At 66.8% G+C, this 22,899-nt stretch carries 19 protein-coding genes; 9 read left to right on the top strand and 10 right to left on the bottom strand.

Going from position 1 to position 22,899, the window contains the following annotated elements; translation table 11 throughout:
• Positions 1–28: 28 nt before the first annotated feature.
• Positions 29–652: an alpha-ketoglutarate-dependent dioxygenase AlkB gene (locus DVU99_RS12405; RefSeq protein WP_232823589.1), complete on the top strand. Its 624-nt coding sequence runs from the start codon at positions 29–31 to the stop codon at positions 650–652.
• A gap of 6 nt (positions 653–658) precedes the next feature.
• Here DVU99_RS12405 and DVU99_RS12400 read toward each other — a convergent pair whose 3' ends face one another.
• Genes DVU99_RS12400 through DVU99_RS12385 form a run of 4 tightly spaced genes read right to left on the bottom strand, consistent with a single transcriptional unit; the run spans position 659 to position 4,176 of the window.
• On the bottom strand, positions 659–1,282 hold the full coding sequence (locus DVU99_RS12400) for an ABC-type transport auxiliary lipoprotein family protein (protein ID WP_114240524.1): 624 nt from the start codon (positions 1,280–1,282) through the stop codon (positions 659–661).
• Positions 1,279–2,217 carry an MlaD family protein gene (locus DVU99_RS12395; RefSeq protein WP_114240523.1) on the bottom strand — a complete coding sequence of 313 codons (939 nt, stop codon included), beginning with the start codon at positions 2,215–2,217 and terminating at the stop codon, positions 1,279–1,281. Before DVU99_RS12395 ends, DVU99_RS12400 begins: the two co-directional genes overlap by 4 nt.
• A gap of 1 nt (position 2,218) precedes the next feature.
• Positions 2,219–3,034: an ABC transporter ATP-binding protein gene (locus DVU99_RS12390; protein WP_255412914.1), complete on the bottom strand. Its 816-nt coding sequence runs from the start codon at positions 3,032–3,034 to the stop codon at positions 2,219–2,221.
• Positions 3,031–4,176, bottom strand: a complete 1,146-nt coding sequence (locus DVU99_RS12385; protein WP_114240522.1) for an ABC transporter permease — start codon at positions 4,174–4,176, stop codon at positions 3,031–3,033. The genes DVU99_RS12390 and DVU99_RS12385 overlap by 4 nt, the downstream gene beginning before the upstream one ends.
• A gap of 178 nt (positions 4,177–4,354) precedes the next feature.
• Here DVU99_RS12385 and cysD point away from each other — a divergent pair, with 178 nt between their 5' ends.
• The 6 genes from cysD to DVU99_RS12355 all read left to right on the top strand — a co-directional run bounded on the left by cysD (position 4,355) and on the right by DVU99_RS12355 (position 11,711).
• Entirely contained in the window at positions 4,355–5,269 is a 915-nt protein-coding gene (cysD, locus tag DVU99_RS12380; protein WP_255412915.1) for a sulfate adenylyltransferase subunit CysD, read from the top strand.
• Positions 5,269–7,158, top strand: coding sequence for a sulfate adenylyltransferase subunit CysN (cysN, locus tag DVU99_RS12375; RefSeq protein ID WP_114240520.1), 1,890 nt, complete (start codon positions 5,269–5,271; stop codon positions 7,156–7,158). The genes cysD and cysN overlap by 1 nt, the downstream gene beginning before the upstream one ends.
• Positions 7,159–7,563: 405 nt before the next feature.
• The gene (gene gcvT, locus DVU99_RS12370; RefSeq protein ID WP_114240519.1) at positions 7,564–8,664 is read left to right on the top strand and encodes a glycine cleavage system aminomethyltransferase GcvT; all 1,101 of its coding nucleotides are present in this window, start codon (positions 7,564–7,566) and stop codon (positions 8,662–8,664) included.
• 102 nt (positions 8,665–8,766) lie between these two features.
• A complete protein-coding gene (gene gcvH, locus DVU99_RS12365; protein ID WP_114240518.1) occupies positions 8,767–9,162 on the top strand; it encodes a glycine cleavage system protein GcvH in 396 nt (131 codons plus the stop codon).
• A gap of 599 nt (positions 9,163–9,761) precedes the next feature.
• Complete coding sequence (gene metJ, locus DVU99_RS20235) at positions 9,762–10,328, top strand: met regulon transcriptional regulator MetJ (protein WP_114240517.1); 567 nt, start codon at positions 9,762–9,764, stop codon at positions 10,326–10,328.
• A 339-nt stretch (positions 10,329–10,667) separates the two neighbouring features.
• Complete coding sequence (locus DVU99_RS12355) at positions 10,668–11,711, top strand: energy transducer TonB (RefSeq protein ID WP_114240516.1); 1,044 nt, start codon at positions 10,668–10,670, stop codon at positions 11,709–11,711.
• A 99-nt stretch (positions 11,712–11,810) separates the two neighbouring features.
• On the opposite strand, the gene DVU99_RS12350 is transcribed toward DVU99_RS12355, so the two are convergent.
• The gene (locus tag DVU99_RS12350; RefSeq protein ID WP_114240515.1) at positions 11,811–13,124 is read right to left on the bottom strand and encodes a serine hydrolase; all 1,314 of its coding nucleotides are present in this window, start codon (positions 13,122–13,124) and stop codon (positions 11,811–11,813) included.
• Between the two features lie 172 nt (positions 13,125–13,296).
• Complete coding sequence (locus DVU99_RS12345) at positions 13,297–14,895, bottom strand: GMC family oxidoreductase (protein ID WP_114240514.1); 1,599 nt, start codon at positions 14,893–14,895, stop codon at positions 13,297–13,299.
• A gap of 68 nt (positions 14,896–14,963) precedes the next feature.
• On the opposite strand from DVU99_RS12345, the gene DVU99_RS12340 reads away from it, so the two are divergent.
• The gene (locus tag DVU99_RS12340; protein ID WP_232823585.1) at positions 14,964–16,280 is read left to right on the top strand and encodes an NTP/NDP exchange transporter; all 1,317 of its coding nucleotides are present in this window, start codon (positions 14,964–14,966) and stop codon (positions 16,278–16,280) included.
• A 10-nt stretch (positions 16,281–16,290) separates the two neighbouring features.
• Here DVU99_RS12340 and DVU99_RS12335 read toward each other — a convergent pair whose 3' ends face one another.
• From DVU99_RS12335 to mtgA, 3 genes are all read right to left on the bottom strand, one after another.
• Positions 16,291–16,719 carry a CBS domain-containing protein gene (locus DVU99_RS12335; protein ID WP_114240512.1) on the bottom strand — a complete coding sequence of 143 codons (429 nt, stop codon included), beginning with the start codon at positions 16,717–16,719 and terminating at the stop codon, positions 16,291–16,293.
• Between the two features lie 225 nt (positions 16,720–16,944).
• Positions 16,945–17,886, bottom strand: coding sequence for a glycosyltransferase family 2 protein (locus DVU99_RS12330; protein ID WP_198670296.1), 942 nt, complete (start codon positions 17,884–17,886; stop codon positions 16,945–16,947).
• Between the two features lie 64 nt (positions 17,887–17,950).
• Positions 17,951–18,691: a monofunctional biosynthetic peptidoglycan transglycosylase gene (gene mtgA, locus DVU99_RS12325; RefSeq protein ID WP_114240510.1), complete on the bottom strand. Its 741-nt coding sequence runs from the start codon at positions 18,689–18,691 to the stop codon at positions 17,951–17,953.
• Positions 18,692–18,809: 118 nt separating this feature from the next.
• On the opposite strand from mtgA, the gene DVU99_RS12320 reads away from it, so the two are divergent.
• Positions 18,810–19,709 (top strand): Hsp33 family molecular chaperone HslO, encoded by a 900-nt coding sequence (locus DVU99_RS12320; protein WP_114240509.1) that lies wholly within the window; start codon positions 18,810–18,812, stop codon positions 19,707–19,709.
• Positions 19,710–19,807: 98 nt separating this feature from the next.
• On the opposite strand, the gene DVU99_RS12315 is transcribed toward DVU99_RS12320, so the two are convergent.
• A complete protein-coding gene (locus tag DVU99_RS12315; RefSeq protein ID WP_114240508.1) occupies positions 19,808–22,705 on the bottom strand; it encodes an EAL domain-containing protein in 2,898 nt (965 codons plus the stop codon).
• Positions 22,706–22,899 lie beyond the last annotated feature (194 nt).

Here is a 22,899-nt window from a genome sequence, read left to right as displayed (position 1 = left end):
GCATGAGCAAAGGGCGAATGCAGTGAGCCTGTTCGACCACGTGGCAGAACCCGGCTGGCAGGCCCTGCCGCTGCCCGGCGCGGAGCTGTCGCTGTGGCCCGGCTGGCTCGATGCGTCGGAGGCCGACCGGCTGCTGGCGGGCCTGACCGCGGCCATTCCGTGGGAGACCCATCGCATCCGCATCTACGGTCGAGAGGTGGATTCGCCACGCCTGAGCTGCTGGATCGGTGACCCCGATGCGACCTATGTGTATTCGCGCACCCGTTTCGAGCCACGACCGTGGATACCGGAACTGTCCGCCTTGCGCCTGCGCGTGCAGGAGGCCTGCGGCGCGCGTTTCAACAGCGTGCTGGCCAACCTGTACCGTGACGGCCGCGACTCGATGAGCTGGCACAGCGACGACGAGCACGAGCTGGGCGAACACCCGGTGATCGCCTCGCTGAGCCTGGGCGCGGTGCGGCGTTTTCGAATGAAGTCGCGGCGCGGGCAGGAGAGCGCCCAGCTACACGTGATCGAACTGGGGCACGGCAGCCTGCTGCGCATGGCGGGCGACACGCAGAAGCGCTACGTGCACGACCTGCCCAAGACCAGCGCCGCGGTCGGGCCGCGGCTCAACCTCACCTTCCGCCAGATTGCATCGTCCGGCCGCTGATGCCGCTCAGTCGATGTGTGGATGGGCCTGCAACGAGTGTTGCATGGTCCAGCTCACCAGCTGTCCCGCCAATGCATCGCTGGCCTGGCCGAAGGCCGCAACCACCTGCGGCACCGTCGTGCCACCCACCGGCTGGCTCACTTCGAAGCGCCGGGTGGCGATGATGCGCAGGCCGTTGTTCTGCACCAGTCGCGCATCGAAGCGGATCACCACCACCGGTTGCCCGCCCTGGTATTCGGACTGGAATGCGCGCAGGTCGCCGGTCAGCGAGTAATCGGCCTGCAGGCTGCTGTCGTCGCTGCTCAAGGCCGCGATACGGCCGTCGTCGCGGAACGCATCGAGCAGGCGGTTGCGCAGCAGGGTGGTGCCGTTGTCGCTCCAGCGCGCGCCCTGGTACACGCTCACCACGTTGCCGTCAGGCAGCACGGTGATGCGCGAACTGTCCACCATGCGTTCGGCCAGCGGCGTATCCACGCGCAGCGACCAGTCCACGGCCGGCGCCTGCGCGCGGGGCAGCGGTGTTTCGGGCAGGCGGTAGATGTCGGGCGACTCCGCCTTGGGCAAGACCGAGCATGCGGCAAGCAGCGCAAGGAGGGCGCCGGCGGCGAACGGTCGGAAGGGCAGCTTCATGGCACGAACTCCTTGCTGCGGTCGCGGCCCAGCAGGAAGCTGGCCGGGTTGTCGTCGAGGCGGCGCGAGATGCCGCGCAATGAACTGGCGGCGTCGCGCAGCTCGCGCACGGCCGGACCCAGCTCGCTGAAGCCCTGCATGCCGCCGCTGATGGCGGCACGGTTGTCGTTGACCAGGCGGTCGATGTTCGCGGTGACGCGCTCCACCGAGGCCAGCGCGTTCTTCGCGCTGTCCAGCGTGGCACGCGCCTGGTTGTCGACCAGCCCATTGGTGTTCTGCACCAGTTGCTGAGCCTGGGCCAGGGTGTCATTGGCCTGCTTGCTGGCCGCGGCCAGCTGCTTGAGCAGGGTGCGGATGTCGTCTCGCTGGTCGGCGATGGCGCCGGTGGCCTTGTCCAGATGATCCAGCGTGCGGCTGATGCGGTCCATGTTCTCCGGCGACAACAGCGCACTGGCGCGTGCCACCACCTCGTTGATGTTGACCATCAGGTCCTCGCCGTTGGCGAGGATGCGGCTGAGCGGCGAGGGGTCCGCCACGATCACCGGCAGTTCGCCATTCCTGCCCTGCAACGGCGGGCTTTCCGGCGAGCCGCCGCTGAGCTGGATCACGGCCAGCCCGGTGACGCCGGTGAGGGCGAGCTTGGCATGCGTGTCCTGGCGCACCGGCGTGTCACCGCCGAGGCGAATCGATGCCAGCACCTTGCGCGGATCCTGCTTGTCCAGCTTCAGCTGGGTGACATCGCCGACCTTGATGCCGTTGTATTGCACGGCGCTGCCCTGCGAGAGGCCGGTGACGGCTTCATTGAACACCACCTCGTAGTAGGAGAACTGGCGGTCGCTGCTGGACTTGGCCAGCCACAGCGCGAACAGCAGCGCGGCGGCCACCACGATCACCGTGAACAGGCCGATCAGCACGTGATGGGCTCGTGTTTCCATATCACTTCACCTCGGGGGATGGATCGCGCTCATGCGCCTCTTCGGCGGCGCGGCCGCGCGGGCCGTGGAAATACGACTGCACCCAGGGGTCGTTGAACTGCGCGACCTCGTCGAGCGGGCCGACCACCAGCACCTTCTTCTGCGACAGCACGGCCACGCGGTCGCAGATCGTATACAGCGTGTCCAGGTCGTGGGTGACCAGGAACACGGTCAGGCCCAGCGCGTCGCGCAGGGTCAGGATCAACTGGTCGAACGCCGCGGCGCTGATCGGATCCAGGCCGGCGGTGGGTTCGTCCAGGAACAGGATCTCCGGGTCCAGCGCCAGCGCGCGGGCCAGCGCGGCGCGCTTGACCATGCCGCCGGACAGTTCGGAGGGGTACTTGGTCTCGGTGCCCGCCGGCAGGCCGGCGAGGGCCAGCTTCACGCCACCCAGCCGCTGGGCATCGGGGCGTGTGAGGCCGGCGTGCTCGATCAGCGGCATCGCCACGTTTTCCACTACGTTGAGCGAGGAAAACAGCGCACCGTTCTGGAACAGCACCCCGAAGCGCCGCTCCACCAGCGAGCGCTGTTCGGGCGACAGGCTGAGCAGGTCTTTGCCGAACACGTGCACCTGGCCAGACGTGGGGCGTTGCAGCCCCACGATGCTGCGCAACAGCACCGACTTGCCGGTGCCCGAGCCACCGACCACGCCAAGGATCTCGCCGCGGCGAACGTCCAGGTTCAGGTGCTCGTGCACGGTCTGCGTGCCGAAACGGTTGACCAGGTTGCGCACCTGGATCACGTCTTCCTGCGGTGCAGGCTTGGGGCGTGCGTTCACCAGCCCATCTCCATGTAGAACAGCGCGGCCAGCGCATCGAGCAGGATCACCACGAAGATCGACTGCACCACGGCCGAGGTGGTGTGCTCGCCCACGGACTCGGCGCTGCCGGTAACCTTGAAGCCTTCCAGGCAGCCGATGACCGCGATCAGGAAGGCGAAGATCGGCGCCTTGGCGATGCCCACCAGGAAGTGCCGTACCGCGATATCCGATTTCACCAGGTTGATGAACATCACCGGCGGGATGTCCAGCGTCAGCGCGCAGACCAGCCCGCCGCCGATGAGACCGCACATCATGGCGATGAAGGTGAGCATGGGCAGCGCGGCCAGCATCGCCAGCACCCGGGGCAGCACCAGCAGCTCCATCGGGTCCAGGCCGAGCGCACGGATCGCGTCGATCTCCTCGTTGGCCTTCATCGAGCCGATCTGCGCGGTGAACGCGCTGGCGGTGCGGCCAGCCAGCAGGATGGCGGTGAGCAGCACGCCGAACTCGCGCAGGAACGAATAGGCCACCAGGTCCACCGTATAGATGGTGGCGCCGAAGTCGGCCAGCACGGTGGAACCTAGGAAGGCCACCACCGCGCCCACCATGAAGGTGAGCAGGGCCACGATGGGCACGGCATCGAGCCCGGTTTCCTCCACGTGGGCCACCAGCGAGGTGACGCGCCAGCTGCGCGGCTTGAACACCGTGCGGGCGAAAGTCTCCAGGGTCAGGCCGATGAAGCCGAGCAGGCGCACCTGCTGGTGGTAGATGTTCTCCATCGCCGCGCCGATGCGGGCCAGCACGTCGGTGACGGTGTGGCTGCGCAGCGAGATGCGGGGTTCGTGGTAGCCGCTCATGGCAGTGCCCACGGTCTGCAGCAATGCGCGCTGCGCGGCGGGCAGGGTCGGGTCGGCGCTGGCCAGGTTGGCCAGGCGCTCCGGTCCCAGCAGGCCCACCAGCAGCGAGGCTCCGGCGGTGTCCAGTGCGCCCAGGCCGCTGAGATCGACCGTGGTGTCCGTGGCCAACGGGGCCTTCAGCGCGCCGACGATGCGCTCCAGCGCGGCGAAGTGGGCCAGGGTCCAGTCCCCCGCCCCGCGCGGGCGGGGCGGCGAGGCGGTGGCATCGAGTTGTGCGCTTCCTGTCGCCATCGATGTACTCATGGGGTCGATCTTAGTGGAGTGTTGCGCAGGCCGGGTGACGAAATGAGGGTGCTGGTCAGCGGGCGGCCCGCTCGTGCGTTCTTGCCCCCTCGTGGCGAGCGACGCTGTTCCCTCGCCGGTTTTCCGCTAGATTCACCGTTTGACCGGCCGCCTCCGGCGGCCGTCCAGCCAAAGGCCACTGAAACAACGTATGTCTGCCATGTCCCACCTGGACGCGCTCGAGGCCGAGAGCATCCACATCTTCCGCGAAACGGCGGCGGCCTTCGGGCGGCCGGTGATGCTCTACTCGATCGGCAAGGACTCCTCGGTTTTGCTGCACCTGCTGCGCAAGGCCTTCTATCCGGCCCGCCCGCCGATGCCCTTGCTCCACGTGGACACCACCTGGAAGTTCCGCGAGATGATCGCCTTCCGCGACCAGGTCGCCGCTGCCGGCGACGTGGAAGTGCTGGTGCACATCAACGAGGAGGGCGTGCGCCAGGGCATCTCGCCGCTGACCCACGGCTCGGCCGTGCACACCGACGTGATGAAGACGGTGGCCCTGAAGCAGGCGCTGGACAAATACGGTTTCGATGCTGCCATCGGCGGTGCCCGCCGTGACGAGGAGAAGTCGCGTGCCAAGGAGCGCGTGTTCTCCTTCCGCAATGCCCAGCATCGATGGGACCCGAAGCACCAACGACCCGAGCTGTGGCACACCTACAACACCCGGATCCACAAGGGCGAAAGCGTGCGCGTGTTCCCGCTCTCGAACTGGACCGAGATGGACGTGTGGCATTACATCCGCCGCGAGAACATCCCGGTGGTACCGCTGTACTTTGCCCAGCCGCGGCCGGTGGTGGAACGCGACGGCGCGCTGATCATGGTGGACGACGAGCGCTTCATCCTGCGCGAAGGCGAGCAGGTGCAGATGCGGGAGGTGCGCTTTCGCACGCTGGGCTGCTACCCGCTCACCGGGGCGGTGGAGTCGTCGGCGACCACGCTGGACGCCATCATCAAGGAGATGGCCGCCTCGCGCAGCTCGGAGCGCCAGGGCCGGGTAATCGACCATGACGGCAGCGCCTCGATGGAGCGCAAGAAGCAGGAGGGCTACTTCTGATGACGACGCTGCACCTCCCCCCCGTCGCCGCTCAGGGCGCCACCAACCTGTTGCGCTTCATCACCTGCGGCAGCGTCGATGACGGCAAGCGCACCTTGCTCGGCCGCTTGCTGTATGACGCCGGCATGGTGCCGGACGACCAGCTGGCCGCCCTGGCCCGCGACAGCCGCAAGCTGCATGCCGACGATGCGGATGCGCTGGATTTCTCCCTGCTCACCGACGGCCTGGACGCCGAGCGCCAGCAGGGCATCACCATCGACGTGGCCTACCGCTACTTCCACACGCCGCGCCGCAGCTTCATCGTGGCCGACTGCCCGGGCCACGAGCAGTACACCCGCAACATGGCCACCGGAGCATCGAACGCCGAGCTGGCGGTGGTGCTGGTCGATGCCCGCAAGGGCCTGCTGCCGCAGACGCGCCGGCATACTTACATCTGCGCACTGATGGGCATTCGCCAGGTGGTGCTGGCGGTGAACAAGATGGACCTGGTGGACTACCGCGAGGACATCTACGCCGCGATCGCCCACGAATACCGCGAGCTCGCCACCCAGCTCGGCATCGCCAGCGTGCATTGCCTGCCGGTGGTGGCGCCGGGTGGTGATAACGTCGGGCGGCGCTCGGAACGTCTTTCCTGGTATCAGGGGCCCTGTCTGCTGGAGCTGCTCGAGACCGCCGACACCGCGGCCACCCAGGCTGCGGACTTCCGCCTGCCGGTGCAGTGGGTCAACCGGCCTGATGCATCCTTCCGTGGCTATGCCGGCACGGTCAGTGGCGGTTGCATTGCGGTGGGCAGCGAAGTGGTGGTGCAGCCGGCAATGAAGCGCGCCCGCATCGAGCGCATCGTCACCGCCGATGGCGACCTGCCGGAAGCCCGTGCAGGCCAGGCCGTGACGCTGACGCTGGATCGTGAAATCGACGTGAGCCGCGGTGACGTGATCGCCGATGCCTCGCGTCCGGCGCCGGTGGCCGACCAGTTTGCGGCGCACGTGCTGTGGATGGGGGACGAGCCCCTGCTGCCCAATCGCGCCTACTGGCTGAAGATCGGTGCGCGTACGGTCAATGCCCGCGTCACCACCATCAAGCACAAGGTGGACGTGAACACGCAGGCCGAGCTGGCTGCGCGCCGGCTTGAGCTCAACGAGGTGGGCTACTGCAACGTCGACCTGGACCACGCCATCGCGTTCGAGGCCTACGCCGATGACCGCACCCTGGGCGGCTTCATCCTGATCGACCGGCAGACCAATGCCACCGTGGGCTGCGGCATGCTGGACTTTGCCTTGCGCCGTGCCGCCAACGTGCATTGGCAGCACACCGATCTGGACAAGGAGGCCCGCAGCGCCAGCAAGGGCCAACAGGCACGCTGCCTCTGGTTCACTGGCCTGTCGGGCGCGGGCAAGTCCACCGTTGCCAACCTGGTCGAGCGGCGCCTGCACGCACTGGGTTATCACACCTATATGCTCGACGGCGACAACCTGCGCCACGGCCTGAACAAGGACCTGGGTTTCACGGCGGAGGCGCGCGTCGAGAACGTGCGCCGCGTGGCCGAGGTGGCGCACCTGATGGTGGATGCGGGCCTGATCGTGCTGGTCTGCGTGATCTCGCCGTTCCAGAGCGAGCGCCGTTTCGCGCGTGGCCTGTTCGGAGAGGGCGAGTTCCTGGAGGTGTTCGTCGACACCACGCTGGAGGAATGCGAGCGGCGTGATCCGAAGGGGCTGTATCGCAAGGCGCGCGCCGGCGAGATCCTCAACTTCACCGGCATCGACTCGCCTTACGAGGCGCCGGAACAGGCCGAGCTGCACCTGCGCACGGCGGGGCTGCGGCCGGAGCAACTGGCGGAACAGGTGGTGGAGCAGTTGCTGAGCGGGCAGGGTGGGCACGTGCCTTCCTGATCGCCCTCGGGCGTTTTCGACGACGTCCGACGTGCTCATCCCAGGCAACGCAGGTGTCCAGCGATTCCGACACTGCCGGCGTCATGGGAAGGCACTGGATTCCGGCTTTCGCCGGAATGACGAGGATGAAGGTGGTCGACGGATGACCAGTATGAGGTTGGCCGCCCGCGGCGCATCGCCTTTCCTCACCGCCATTCCGGCGAAAGCCGGAATCCAGCGTCTTTGCCTTGGGTTCTGCTTCCGCGAAACATTCAGGGCGCCGCATTCCGGCCGCAGGGAATATCGATCGCGTCGAGTGCATGCTGCGCCGCACGATGCCAGCGATACGTCCGCGCACGGCCCATTCGGCTTGGAATGTATCCATGCGCCCGGCGATAATGTCGTTTTCCCCAGAGCACGACTGCGATGACCGAGAAGACCGTACTCAATGACACCCACCGCGCGCTCGGTGCGCGCATGGTCGATTTCGGCGGCTGGGACATGCCGATCAACTACGGCTCGCAGATCGAGGAACATCACGCCGTTCGCCGCGACGCCGGCATGTTCGACGTCTCGCACATGACCGTGGTCGACCTGCATGGCGCGCGTACGCGCGAGTTCCTGCGCCACCTGCTGGCCAACAGCGTCGACAAGCTCAAGGTGCAGGGCAAGGCGCTGTACTCGTGCATGCTCAACGAACAGGGCGGCGTGATCGACGACCTGATCGTGTACTTCCTGGGCGAGGAATTCTTCCGGCTGGTGGTGAATGCCGCCACCCGCGCCAAGGACCTTGCATGGATCGAGCAGCAGGCCAAGGCCTTCGACGTGCAGGTCAAGGAGCGTCCCGAGTACGCCATGATCGCCGTGCAGGGCCCGGGGGCCCGCGCCAAGGTGATCGGCCTGCTGGCCGGGATCGACCAGGAGCGCATCGGCAAGCTCGGCAAGTTCGCCGCGGCCGCCGCCCAGGGGCCGCACGGCATGCCGCTGTTCGTGGCACGCACCGGCTACACCGGCGAGGACGGCTTCGAGATCATCGTGCCGGAGGAACACGCCGTGGCACTGTGGCAGGCGCTGGCCGCCGCCGGTGTCGCGCCGGCGGGCCTGGGTGCGCGCGACACGCTGCGCCTGGAAGCAGGCATGAATCTCTACGGCCAGGACATGGACGAGAGCGTCTCGCCGTGGGAGGCCAACCTTGGCTGGACCATCGCGCTGGACGAGGGGCGTGACTTCATTGGCCGCAAGGCGCTCGAAGCTCAGAAGGCCGCCGGGGTGAAGCGCGTGATGGTGGGGTTGGTGCTCGACGAGAAGGGCGTGCTTCGTCACGGCCAGAAGGTGCTCACCGCCCAGGGCGAAGGCGAGATCCTGTCCGGCAGTTTCGCTCCTACCCTCAACAAGGCCGTTGCTTTCGCGCGCATTCCCGCCGGCGAGGCGGGCGACGTGCGCGTGGACATCCGCGGCCGTGAGGTGCCGGTGCGCCTGGTGAAGTATCCCTTCGTGCGCGACGGCAAGCCGCAGGAAGGCATCTGATTCCGCCGCACACGGGCGACATGTGGCCCGTGTTGCCATCCGGGTGAAGCGGCTAGAATGGCCACTCCACCCACGACCCGACATCAAAGACTGGATTCGATCATGAGCGAGATTCCCGGCGATCTGAAATTCCTCAAGTCCCACGAATGGGCCCGCGTCGAAGACGACGGCCTGGTGCGCGTGGGCATCTCTGACCACGCCCAGGGCCAGCTCGGCGACCTGGTGTACGTGGAGCTGCCGGAAATCGGCGCCAGCGTGCAGGCCGGCCATGGCGTGGCCGTGGTCGAGTCGGTGAAGGCCGCCTCCGACATCTACAGCCCGGTGTCCGGCGAGATCGTGGCGGTCAACGAGGCCCTCAACGACAAGCCCGAGACCATCAACGAAGACGCCTTCGGCAATGGCTGGATCTTCCTGGTCCGCGCCACTGATCGTGGCGAGCTCGACGAGCTGCTCAATGCCGACGCGTACGCCGAACTGGTCGAGAACGAAGACCACTAAGCGTTCGCCGCCCGCTGCTTTACCCGACGCCGGCCGCTCGCAGCGGCCGGCGTCTTTTTGAATGGCCGTCCGTGCAAAACCGGTTTTCCGGCGTGAAGCGGCGATCACTTGGATCGCCCTTCGCGCCATCCAACGACGCCGTGCGGATCCCGCTGAAGGGCACATCGCCACCTCCTACACGGCATCTGCACGGATCGGCGGGGCGGCCAAGGCAGGGCGAGGCGACATCCTGTCCGGCTTCTGAAAAAAGATTTCAGTCGCATTCTGTTCATCCGCGGGGGGTCTTTCAGAGGCTCGCCGGCGATGAGATATCCATGTGCTGGCAGTCAGTTAGCGGTTATGTGGGTGTAAAGGAGTTAATCGTCTCAAATGCCTTGTTTTTAGAGCTTTTTTGGCATTTTCTATTTGACCTAGGGTATTTTCGTCTGGCGGTATGGACGTCCATATGAAAATGCCCTTATAGCCCCTCAAGGCCTTGTCCGGCGGGGGTTTGGACCCTCCTGGGGGTGGATGAAACGGATTGATTTCATGGCTAAAATCAATTGACAGCTGAAATCTTCAGGAATAGCTTTCGCATCGGAACACGGAGAACGGGTGCCATGGCAACATCGAAATTCATCCCGCCTTATGTCGAGCATGGAGAAAAGGCCGGCGCAGTACGCAAGATCACGGTCTCGATTCCATTGCACGTCCTGAGGCCCCTATCTGACGAACGCACCCGTCGTCAGGTGAACAATCTGCGGCACGCCACCAACAGCGACCTGCTGGTGGAGGCGTTCCTACATGCTTTTACTGGGCAACCACTGCCAACTGATGAGGAGCTGAGACGAACTATGGCCACTGCCAAGAAAGCCGCTGCAAAGAAGCCGGCCGCCAAGAAGGCGACCAAGAAGACCGCCGTGAAGAAGGCCGCCGCGAAGAAGCCGGTTGCCCGCAAGCCGGCCGCCAAGAAGGCTGCCGTCAAGAAGGTTGCCAAGAAGGCTGTTGCTAAGAAGCGTCCGGCGGCTGCCAAGAAGGCTGCCGTGAAGAAGGTTGCGACCAAGAAGGTGGCGAAGAAGGCCGCCAAGCGCACCGTGAAGAAGGCTGCTGCTGCCAAGGTGGTCAAGGCCACCAAGGCTGCCAAGGCCCCCAAGGCCGCGAAGGCCACCAAGGCTGCCAAGAAGTAAGCCTTACCAATAATAAGCAAGACGACTTTTCTCCCCGCGGTGCCCAGCGCGGGGAGAGTCATTCGAAAGAGCGACTCGTCCCGGCCCATGCCGGGACGCTTCGTTTCCGGGGTACGAAAATTTCCTAGCGGGATCGCCGATCGGATCGTTGTGGTGGCGCCATCTCGCTTGCCGCGTTTCTTCGTCGGTGAGTCGCTGCACGCTACGTGCGATTTGCCGTAGTGCTGCATTACGGTTACCTTTCGCACATCCGCGCCGCGGAGGGCCCGGGGAGGTTCTCCGCTCCTGGATGTACAGGGGGAAAAAGCGCGGGTATCTGATGCCACTCGGTGAGAGACCATGGATACCCGATACATCCGTCATGCGCGCCACCGGGCGCGTGGGGCCATTCGGCCCGCTGCCATCGCCATCGTTGCCGTCGTCGCCGTGCTGGCGGGGGCGTCGTGGTTCCTCATCTTCAAGCCGCACCAGGACCTGCTGGATGCCGAGGCTGGTGCACACCCGTCGACTCCCGTGACGGCGGACAAGGTGGTCGGCCCGCCACCGGCGAACGTGGCGGCGATGAGCACCAACCAGCTGTTGTCGGAGGCGCGCAAGGCGGTGAACGAGCAGCGCCTGCTCACGCCTGCGGGCAACAATGCGTTCGAGTTCTATCTCAAGGTCCTGGAGACGCAGCCCGGCAATCAGGTGGCCAGCGATGCCTTGCGCGAAACCTTCCCGGTGGGCGCGAACGTGGCCGAGCAGACCATCAACCAGCGCGACTTCAACGAGGCGCAGCGCCAGATCGATCTGCTCGCCAAGGCAGACCCGGCGAACTACACGCTGACCATCCTGCGTTCCAAGCTCGACGCCCAGCGTAAACTGCAGGATCGCGAACAGCAGATGGCGTCCGACAAGGAGCGCCAGACGCAGTTGGCTGCGCAGAAGGCAGCGGCGGACAAGGCCGACGCCGATCGCCAGGCGGCCGAAGCACAGCAGAAAGCCCTGGCCGAGCAGCAGCAAAAGGCGGCCCAGGCGCGCCTGGCACAGCAGCAACAGGCAGCGGCCGAAGCCAGTCGCCAGCAGCAGCCAGCCACCGCGGCAGCATCCAGTCAGCCGACCGCTTCCGGTGGTACGCATGGCGCCGTGCTGGTGCGCAACGTCAGTCCGCGCTATCCGACCACTGCGGTGCGTTCCAACCAGGAAGGTTGGGTGGAGGTGACCTTCACCGTGACGCCGGAAGGCAACGTGGATGACGTGAAGGTGGTGGATGCCGAGCCGCGCCATGTGTTCGATCGTGCGGCGGTCGAAGCGGTGAGTCGCTGGAAGTACCAGCCGGCCACCCAGGACGGCGCGCCCATCGCTTCGCAGGACAAGCGCCGCATCGTGTTCAAGCTCAACTGATCGCAAGCCACGCGCAGGCGTGGCCCGCGAAGGAAGCAAAGGCGCTGCATGGCGACATGCGGCGCCTTTTGCTTCGTAGCGGCGCAGCCGCCGATGGCGTCAGCGGTCGGTGACCGTGGTGCTTGCGGCCGTCTTCGGCTTGCCGCGCGCCTTGCCCTTGGCCGTAGCCGGCGCCTTGGGCGGCGGCGCATCGCTTTCGATGCCGGCCCAGTCGACATGCGGCAGCCCCAGCAAGCTGTCGAACACCATGGGCAGCAATCCGGTCGGTTCCGGGCCGGACGAGTTCCACATGGTCACCATGCCCACTCGGTACTTGGGCAGGAAGGCGATCATGGTTCGATAGCCCTCGACCGCGCCGGCATGGAAGATCAGCGTCTCGCCGTTGTAGTCGAACACGCGCCAGCCGAGGGCGTAATGCGCATCGTTGAGGCGCGCCTTGCGCCACGGCGTGGAGCGCAGCTCCACCGGCGTATCGACTTCGGGCGCATGCAGGGTGTCGAGCAGTTGTGCCGGCAGCACGTCCGGCCGGCCGCCCATCTGTGCGATCAGCCACTGCTCCATGTCGCGCAGGCTGGCGTTGACACCCGCCGCGGGGGCCACGCGGTAATAGGCCTCCTTGGGCTCGAACGGAATCCAGGCGTTGCCGTTGGCCCGGTGCGGGCGGGCCCAGCTCTTGCTCGCCTCCAGGCCTTCGCGGCCGTAGCTGGCAGTCTTCATGCCCAGCGGAAAGAAGATGCGCTTGTCGACCTGGCGACTGAAGAAGTCGCCGGTCTGGGCGTAGACCACGTCGCCGATCAGGCTAAAGGCAACGTTCTGGTAGCCATAGCACTGGCCCACGTCGCAGGTCAGGCTGACTTCGTCCAGCTTTCGCGCCAGTTCCTCGTACGGGACGTTCTCCTCGAGCATGGCGTCATAGGTGTTCTTGGGCAGGCCCAGGCGCTGCCCGAGAATGTCGCGTACCGTCGCCTCTTCGGCGGCGCTGTCACTCTTGAGGTGGAAGAACGGCAGCACGGCCGCCAGGCGGGTATCCCAGCTCAGCATGCCGTCGTTGACGAGCACGCCGGTGAGCGCCGTGGCGAAGGCCTTGGACAGTGAAGCCAGGCGAAACACCGTCTCGGGTGTGACCGGCTCGCGCGTGGCCGCGTCGGCGTAGCCGATGGTGTCCTCGAAGACCACCTTGTCGTCCAGCACCACCGCGGTGGCGAGGCCTGCGACGGCGTTGCGCTGGTCCAGTCGCGCCAGCCATTGCTGGTAGGCGCTCAGCGTATCCCTCAGGCGATCGGGCGGCAGCGGCTGGGCGGGTGTTGCGGCGCTGACCGCGTCGGGCGGAGGCGCCGCCGTGCGGGCGATCGAGGGCCCACTGGCCAGGGCCAGTGCCGCGCTGATCACCAGTGACATCGTGCGAAACGTCATGCGGTTCGAATGCGTGCGGGGCACCGTGGTGGCGCCCGTGTAACGGGGCCGGCACCAGACAGGTGGAGCCGGGCTTGGGAGTGCGGGCCGGGTCCTTCCATGACGCCCGCGCGAGGGTACTCCAGTCGGGCCGGAAAATCCTCGCGAAGGGGCAGGGGCAGGCCGCGAGGGCCTATGACCGGTCCGCGGTGGGCGAAGTTTCGTTCAGGATCAGTGCGCTGGCGCGCTCGGCGATCATGATCACCGGTGCATTGGTATTGCCGCTGGGCAGGCTGGGCATCACCGAGGCGTCCACCACGCGCAGGCCATCCACGCCGCGCAGGCGCAGTTCGCTGTCCAGCGGCGCCGATGCATCGTTGCCCATGCGGCAGGTGCCGGCCGGGTGGTAGATGGTTTCCGCCTTGCGGCGGATGAACGCGGCGTAATCGGCATCGCTGGCCAGTCGCTGTTCGGGAAAGACCGGCGCCCCGCGATAGGGGGCGAAGGCGGGCTGGTCGAGAATCTCGCGCGACAGGCGGGCGGCCTCGATCATGCGCGCGAGGTCGTGGCCTTCCGCATCGCCCAGGTAGTGGGCGTGGATGGCGATCGGTTGCGCCGGATCGGCCGAGCGCAGGCGCAGCTGTCCGCGGCTGTGCGGATGCAGGTAGCAGGCATGCACGGTGTAGCCATGGCCGGGCAGGCGATGGCGGCCGTGGTCGTCGAGCAGGGCGGGCACGAAGTGGAATTGCAGGTCGCAGCGCTCGTCGGTGGCCAGGCGGCTGCGCACGAAGCCGCCGGCTTCGGCCACGTTGGAGCTGCCCGGTCCATCGCGGTGGCGCAGGAAGCGCCAGCCCGCGGCCAGCTCGTTGAGGTGGTCGTAGGTGATCTTGCGCGTGCTGCCGTCGAGCGTGCAGATGTCCAGGTGGTCCTGCAGGTTGGCGCCCACCTCGGAATGGTCGGCTGCCACCGCGATGCCGTGTTCGCGCAGATGGTCGGCCGGACCCACGCCGGAAAGCATCAGCAGCTGCGGAGTGTTCACCGCGCCACCGGCGAGGATCACCTCACCGGCTTCGATCGTCGTGCGGCTGCCCAGCAATTGGACGCCCACCGCGCGACCCGCGCGAATGACCACGTTGGCCACGGCCGCGCCCGTGCGCACCTCCAGGTTGGCGCGTTCCCGGGCCGGACGCAGGTAGGCGACAGCGGTGGAGCAGCGCCGGCCTCCGCGTTGCGTGACCTGGTACAGGCCAAAGCCGGCCTGCTGCGCACCGTTGAAATCGCCGTTGCGCTCGAAGCCCGCGCTCGTCGCGCCATCGATGAAGGCATCGGACAGTTCGTTGTGGTAGCGCAGGTCGCTGACGCCGAGCAGACCACCGGCCCCATGCAGCGCGCTCGCGCCGCGGCTGTTGTCTTCGCTGCGGAGGAACCAGGGCAGCACCTGCGACCACGACCAGCGCGCGTCGCCGGTGGCCTGTGCCCAGCGATCGTAGTCGCCGGCCACGCCGCGGATGTAGCACATCGCGTTGATCGCGCTGGAGCCGCCCAGCGTCTTGCCGCGCGGCCACCACAGCGTGCGACCCTGCAGTTGCGCCTCGGGCTCGGTGCGGTAGCCCCAGTTGACGCGGCGGTTGTTGGCCAGGCGCGCAATGCCCGCAGGCATGTGGATGAGCGGATTCCAGTCGCGCGGGCCGGCCTCCAGCAGCAGCACGCGTTTGCCCGGGTCGGCGCTGAGGCGATTGGCCAGCACGCAGCCGGCCGAACCGGCGCCCACGATGATGAAGTCGTACGTCACGTTGTCCCCTGGTCCATGACTGTCACGCCTGCATGGTAGTCTTTGCACGTCCCCCGCTGGAAACACCAGTGAACGCCTCCCGAACCGCCGCAGCGAACGAAGGCCTCGCCTCGACCCTGTCGGCCCTGGCCTTCTTCTTCGTGATGACGGCCTACTACATCATCCGTCCCGTGCGCGACCAGCTCAGCGGCGCGGTGGGCTCGCAATCGCTGCCGTTGTTCTACGGCAGTACATTCGTGGTGATGCTGCTGCTGACGCCGGCCTTCGGCGCATTGGTCGCCCACTTTTCGCGCAAGCGCCTGCTGGCCTGGTGCTACAGCTTCTTCATTCTCGGCTTGCTGGCCTTCGTGCCGGCGTTCGTGGCGCAGGAGCGCATTGGCGCGCGAGAGCTGGGCGTGGTCTTTTTCATCTGGGCCAGCGTGTTCAACCTGTTCGTGGTGTCGCTGTTCTGGAGTTTCATGGCGGACATCTTCGACAGCGGGCAGGCGCGTCGCGTGTTTCCCCTGATCGCACTGGGCGGCATGGCCGGCGCGGTGTTCGGGCCGCTGGTGACCAAGCTGCTGGTACAGGCCATCGGCGTGGCGCCACTGCTGATGGTGTCGGCGGCAGGGCTGCTGGTGGCGCTGGTACTGCTGCTGTTGCTGTCCGAGCGGCACGATTGCCGCACCGCGGACCGGAGCGAAGATGCCATCGGCGGCTCGCTTTGGGCCGGCATCAAGGAATTGTGGACGCGCCCGTTCCTGCGCTACATGGCTATCCTGATGGTGCTGGGCGACGGCATCGGCACGCTGGCCTACGCGCTGATTGCCGACTACGCCAAGGTGCACCTCACCGACAAGATCGCGCGCACGGCCTTCTACAACGACCTGGACCTGGCCACCAATGTACTGGGAGCGGTGCTGCAGCTGACGTTCACCCGCTGGCTGCTGATGCGCAAGGGCGCCGGCTGGGGCCTGGTGGTGCCTTCGCTGGTGAACCTGGTGCTACTGGTCCTGGTGGCGCTGTTCGGCGTGGGCAACGTGATGGTGCTCGGGGTGATGGTGCCGATGCTTTCGCTGATGATGGTCGGCACGCGGGGTTTCGCCTACGGCATGACCAAGCCTTCGGCAGATGCGCTCTATACGCGCGTGCCCCGCGAGACTCGCTACAAGGGCAAGAATTTCGTCGAGACGGCGATCTGGCGCTTCGGCGACGTGCTGGTCACCAGTGGCGTCACCCTGCTGGGTAAGGCTGGTGTCGCCGTGGCGGGCATGGCCTCGATCGGCGTGGGCGTCTCGATGCTGGCCACCTGGGTGGCTGCGCGCGCGGGCCGCTCGCCTGACCTGGCGCCCGAGCAGTCCGGCCCGGCCGGCGAGTCCACCCGGGCAAGCGCCGCGCAGGCCTGAAACGACGGGCTCAGCTGGTGATGTAGCGCTGCAACTGCTCGATCTGTTCGGCCTGGGCGTCGATCACTTCCTTCACCAGGTCGCCGATCGAGATCACGCCCACCACGCGCTCGCCCGTTACCACCGGCAGGTGGCGGATGCGGCTGTCGGTGCACAGGCGCATGCAGTCGAACACGTCGGTGTCGGGCCCCACCGTGAGGGGCGGGCTGCTCATGATCTCCGAGACGGCGGTCTGGGCGGAGGAGCGGCCCTGCAGGATCACCTTCCGTGCGTAGTCACGCTCGGAGACGATGCCTACCAACCGTTCGCCGCGCATCACCAGCAGGGCGCCGACGCGGTGCTCTGCCATGTGCTTGATCGCTTCGAGTACGGGCGCGTCCGGTGCGATGCTGAAGATGTCGTTGCCCTTGCCTTCCAGCAAATGCTTGACCTGGCGCATGCTTGAACCTCCCAGGGGCCGCGAACCGGCCACATGGCCGAAGTCTAGCGCCGCCACGCGCGCACAGTGTTGGGCGGATGTGAAGCGCTGCGATGATCCGGGTCCGGGGCTTGTTCAAAATCGTCGAGAAGCCGCGTCGGACGAAGCAGTCATCACGGCCTTCGCCGGAACGACAACCACGAGCCTGCATGGCATGCGGCGGTAGAACGGGATTTTGAACCGGCTTTACGGCGCCCTGGGGCGAGGCGGCCGCTGCTCCTCGACGAAATACAGCGGCCGCTGCTTGCTTTCGGTGTAGCTGCGCCCGAGGTACTCGCCGATCACGCCCAGGGCCAGCAGCTGGATGCCGCCGAGGAACAGGATCACCACCATCAGCGAGGGGTAACCGTGCACCGGGTTGCCGAACACGATGGCCTTGCCGAAAGTCCACAAGGCGAACAGGAAAGCCGCGATGGATGACAGGATGCCGATCCAGGTGGCCAGCTTCAGGGGCGCATTGGAGAACGAGGTGATGCCCTCGATGGCCAGGTTGATCAGGCGCCAGTAATTCCACTTGGTGGTGCCCGCCTGGCGTGGCTCACGCAGGTAGTAGACGGCGGTCTGGCGGTAGCCGATCCAGGTGAACAGGCCCTTCATGAAGCGCTGGCGCTCGCGCAGCTGACGCAGGGCGTCAAGCGCGCGGCGGGAAAGCAGGCGGAAGTCACCAGTATCGCGCGGCACGCGGGTGTCGGAAAGCTGCTCCATGCTGCGGTAGAACAGGGCGGCCGTGAGGCGCTTGAGGCGCGTCTCGCCGGCGCGCGCAGTGCGCGTCGCGTAGACCACGTCGAATCCCTCCTGCCATCGCTCGATCAGGGTGGGGATCAGTTCGGGCGGATCCTGCAGGTCGGCGTCGATCACCACGGCGGCATCGGCGTCGACATGGTCGAGCCCCGCGGTGAGGGCGGCCTCCTTGCCGAAATTGCGCGAGAGCTTGAGCGCCGTGGTGCGCGGATCGCGCGCCACCAGTTCCTCGATCAGTGCCCAGGTGGCGTCGCGGCTGCCGTCATCGACGTACAGCACGTTCCATTCCAATGGCAGGGGGCCCATGACCTGGGTAAGCCGGGCGTGGAAGGTCTCCAGCACCGCAACTTCGTTGTAGGCAGGCACGACGACGGTCAGGCGAGGCATGGGCAGCAGTTGTTTCCCCGGAAGGTCGCCGCATGCTAGTGCATGGGCCGCGACGCCGCGAGGATCAGCGTCGCACTGTGTCGCGTGGCGGTGTGTGGCTTTGCAGGTAGGCCGGTCCGCCCAGCTGGGACATTTGCCGCAGGATCCAGTTGGCGCGGCTCTCCACGTAGGCGCTGGGGTGGTCGGCGTGGAATCGGCGGGGGCTGGGCAGGACGGCTGCCAGGCGCGCGGCCTGCGGCGCGCTCAGGCGGTACGGCGGTACGTGGAAGAACGCGTCGCTGGCTGCACCGACGCCATAGATGCCGTCGCCCAGTTCCGCGATGTTCATGTAGACCTCGAGGATGCGCTGCTTGGGCCAGGTCAGTTCGATCAGCACGGTGAAATAGGCTTCCAGCCCTTTCCGCACGAAGCTACGGCCGTTCCACAGGAACAGGTTCTTGGCCGTCTGCTGGCTGAGGGTGCTGGCGCCGCGCAGACGCTTGCCCTCATCGGCGGCATCCATCGCGTTGTGGATCGAATCGAAGTCGAAACCGTGGTGGAACGGGAATTTCTGGTCCTCACCGGCCACCATCGCCAGCGGCACGAAGGGCGAAACCTGTTCCCACGGCACCCAGCGATGCTGCAGGTGGAAGTCCTTCTCGCCGTGGAGCAGCGCACCGATCCTGCGCTCCACCATCACCGCCGAGGTCACCGGCGGTACGAAACGCAGCACCAGCACCGCCAGCCAGGTCAGGACCAGCCAGGAAACCGCGAGCAGGATGAACAGGCGAAGCAGTCGGACGAACGGCGGGCGGGGGGTGGTCATGGCGGCGCTTGGACGGGGATGGCGGCAGTATAGGGTCGCCCACCTGTCCGGACGCTGGTCGTTGAGCCCCGGCGAGGACGACCCCATATGAGGTAATTGCTCTTGAGAGGTCCGATCCGTGGAAACCGTGCTTGTTGAAGATGTGCTGCACCGCTTCATGCTCGAACGCGCCGGCGTGCGCGGCGTGCTGGTCCGGCTCGGCCCGGCCTGGCGCGAGGTCGCCGGGCGTTCGGCCTATCCAGGCATTCTGCGTTCGGTGCTGGGCCAGACCTTGGCCGCCAGCGCATTGCTGACCGGTAACATCAAGCTGGAGGGCGCGCTCTCGGTGGAGCTCAAGAGCGTCGGTCCGCTGCGGCTGCTGTTCGCCGAGTGCACCGACCAGGGGCGCCTGCGCGGCCTCGCGCGCTGGTCGGACCCGCTGCCGGAGACGCTCAACCTGGCCGAGATGCCCAACGCCATCATGGCTATCACCATCGGCCACGCCGAGCGTGGCCAGCGTTACCAGGGCCTGGTCGACCTGCAGCATCCGGACCTGGCGTCCGCGCTGGAGAACTATTTTGGCCAGTCCGAGCAGTTGCCGGCGCGCATCCTGCTGGCGGCCGATGGCGAGCATGCGGTTGGCCTGATGCTGCAGAAGCTGCCTGACGAAGGTGGCCACGATGCCGTGGAAGACGAGGACGCCTGGACCCGCATCCAGCATCTCACCGCCACGCTGGGCAAGGAGGAACTGCTGGCCACGCCGCCGGAGCAGTTGCTGTACCGCCTGTACCATGAGGAGTCGGTGCGCCTGTTCGAGCCGCGCCCGCTGTCGTTCGGCTGCAGCTGCACGCGCGAACGCGTGGAGAACGTGCTGCGTTCGCTGGGGCGTAACGAAGTGGAGGCGGCGCTGGAGGCTCGCGACGGCGAGATCGAGGTGATCTGCGAGTTCTGCGCGCAGCGTTACACCTTCGACCGCATCGACGCCGAGCACCTGCTTAGCGCGAGTCCGCAAGCCAGCGCGCCGACGACGGCGCAATAGTCCGGCTGCCTCGGCATGCAGAAACGGGCCGCTTGCGGCCCGTTTTCTTTGGTTTCCCTCTGTGTGGGAGCCTACCTGCCGGCGGGGCCGGGAATGGACTAGGGCAGCGCGAAGTGATGCTCGCGCTGCAGCCAAACCTCGGCCATCTTCGGCGTGGCGAACAGGAAACCCTGCCCGTAGCGGCAGCCGATGCGCAGCAGGGCCTGGCGCTGCTCCTCGTCCTCGATGCCTTCGGCGATCACCTGCATCTGCAGTGAATTGGCCAGGGCCTGGATCGCCCGCACCACGGCTGCGCCGTGGCCGCCCTCGCGCGGCAGCTCCACGATGAAGGAGCGGTCGATCTTCAGCGTCTCGATCGGGTACTGGTGCAGATAGCTCAGCGACGAATAGCCCGTGCCGAAATCGTCCAGGGCAATGCTGACCCCGTGCGTGCGCAGGTTGTCGAGCATCCGCTTCACCTGGATCGCGTTCTCCAGCAGCGCGCGCTCGGTCACTTCGATGCGCAGGCAGCGGGCGGGGAGGCGATGCGCTTCGATCAGGTCGAGCAGGCGCTTGTCCAGATCGGGCTGGCGGAAATGGCGGCCGGACACGTTGATGCTGACGAAACCGTCGCCGCCGGCCAGGGCCTCGGCCTGGGCGCAGACCTGGTCGAAGAGCTGCCAGTCGATGCTCTCGGCACACCCGCTTTCCTCGGCCACCGCCAGGAAGTCGGCCGGCGTCAACAGGCCGCGGTCCGGGTGGCGCCAGCGCAGCAGCGCCTCGTAGCCCACGGTGCGGCCGGTCTGCAGCGCGACGATGGGCTGGTAGAAGGGCACGAACTCGTTGCGACCCAGTGCGCGGCGCAGGTCGCCTTCCATTTCCAGCAGCGACAGCGCCTCGCGGCGCAGGCGGTCGTCGAATACCGCGGCGCGATGGCGGCCCTCGTCCTTGGCGCGATACATCGCCGCATCGGCATCGCGCAGCAGTTCTTCCGGACGTTGGTAGTGCGGGCTGGGCAAGGCGATGCCGATGGATGCGGAGGTGAAGATCTCCTTGGCGCCCAGGCGGAACGGCGTTTGCAGCTCGTCGATGATGCGCTCCGCGATCAGCAGCGCCATCTTGGGGTCGGTGATGCCCTCGGCCAGCACGGCGAACTCGTCGCCGCCCAGGCGCGCCACCACGTCGCGCGTCTTCAGGCAGGCGCGGATGCGGCCGCCGACCTGGAACAGCAGGTCATCGCCGACCAGATGGCCCACCGAGTCATTGATGACCTTGAAGCGGTCCAGGTCGATGAACAACACGGCGAACAGTTCCTGCGTGTCGCCGTGGTAGCGCTGCAGGGCCTGCTCCAGCCGCTGCAGCAGCAGCGTGCGGTTGGGCAGGCCAGTGAGCGAGTCGTGCAGGGTTTCGTACTTCAGGCGGCGCTCGACGCGCTCGCGCTCGGCGATCTGCTCGCGCAGGTCGCGGTTGGCCAGGGCCAGCGCGCGGGTACGCTCGGTGACGCGGCGCTCCAGGCTGGCGTAAGCCTGCTTCAACGATTCGGTGGTGTGCTTGCGCTGCAGTGCATTGGCCACGTGGTAACCCACGAAGGTCAGCAGCTCCTGGTCGCGCACGTCGTAGGTGTGCTCGGGCGAATAGCTCTGCACGGCCAGTACGCCCATGGCGCGGTCGCCCCAGATCAGTGGCACGCCCAGCCAGCAGACCGAGCGTGAGCCGCGGTGGGTCAGCTCGCCCTGGCCCTGCAGGCGTTCGAACTCCTCCGGGTCGGCCAGCAGCGGCTTGCCATGGCGCAGCACGTATTCGGTGACGCCGCGGCCATGCGCACGCGGAAGGCGCACGGTGTCGAACTCGTCGACGGAATAGGGAAAGCTCAGCGTCTTTTGCTCTTCGTCGAGCAGCGCGATGTAGAAGTTCCGCGCGTACAGCAGGCCGCCGATCACGCGATGCACCGCGGCGTAGAAGTTGTCCAGGCTCTCCGAGGCATTGGCCAGCTCGGCGATGCGGAACAGCGCCGCCTGCAGGCGCTCGCCACGCTGGCGCTGCAGCACCTGCTGGCGCAGCACGCGGTTGGCCTCGCGCAGGGCCGCGGTGCGGCTGGATACGCGACGCTCCAGCTCCTCGTGCGCCTCGCGCCGTTCCAGCGCGGTCTGCACGTGCTTGGCCACGTAGCTGAGCAGCTCGCGATCATGCTGCGTGTAGTGGGTGTCCTCGCGATAGCTCTGCATCACGATGCCGCCCACCACGCGACCGTCGCGGAGCAGCGGCACGCCCAGCCAGTGCTCGCAGATGGGGCCCATCAGCACGAAACGGCCCTTGAACTGCTCGGTGAGCTCGGCCACCGAGCCCATGATGGCCTGACCGCACTGCAGCAGGTTCCAGGTGAGGCTGTGGCGCATCTCCTGCAGCGGCACCGCCGCGTCGGGCAGCGGTGGGTCCTTGTCCATGGTGTCGACGTAGTACGGGAAGCGCACCGTGTCGGTGGCGGCGTCGTACAGCGCGATGTAGAAGTTCTCGGCGTACATCAGGCTGCCAAGGATGGCGTGCAGCTGATGCATCATCTCGGTCATGTTGTGCTCGGCGCTCGCCTGGTCGGCGATGGCGTAGAGCGCGCGCTGCAGGCGTTCGGCCAGCGCCAGGCGCGAGATCGCCTCGTACAGGCGGGAGGTCTCCGCCAGCTGGCGCAGGCGCGTGGCCGCCAGGCGGCCCAGCCAGGCCAGGTGATCCTGCACATTGGCCGGTATCGCCAGCTCCGCCAGTTCCAGCACCAGCGAGCGCAGGCCCTGCGGATCCTCGGCGAGATCCAGGCAGCGCTCCCCGTGCGCGGGCGGAGGATCGCCCAGCAACCGCCAGTGCAGGCGCCCGCGCACGCCCAGCTCGACCAGCATGCCCTCGCAGATCTCCAACACGCTGGCAGCATCCGTCGCGCGGAACAGGCGTTCCACGGCGGCGTGCAGGGCAGCAACGTTGCTGCCTGCAGGCCAGGGCGCTGGCGTACTGCTGGTAAACGGCGAGGTCATCGGTCGCAGCGGATCCGTGCGTTGTCGACAAGGCGGACTATATAGCGCCTCCGTTCAGCTTTGTCGCTGGCCGATTCACTGAAGAGGGAACCCTTGGCCTTTCGGGATGTCAAAAAAATGTGATTCCAGGGTCCTGGACACCGATTTTGGGACGTGGCCAGGGTGTTAGTAAAAAGTAAAACGTGGTATCGTGA

Origin of the sequence: Dyella sp. C9 (assembly GCF_003332825.1) — a bacterium.
Lineage (GTDB): Bacteria > Pseudomonadota > Gammaproteobacteria > Xanthomonadales > Rhodanobacteraceae > Dyella.
The sequence above is the reverse complement of the archived record's forward strand: the minus strand, read 5'-3'. Positions and strand labels throughout refer to the sequence as shown.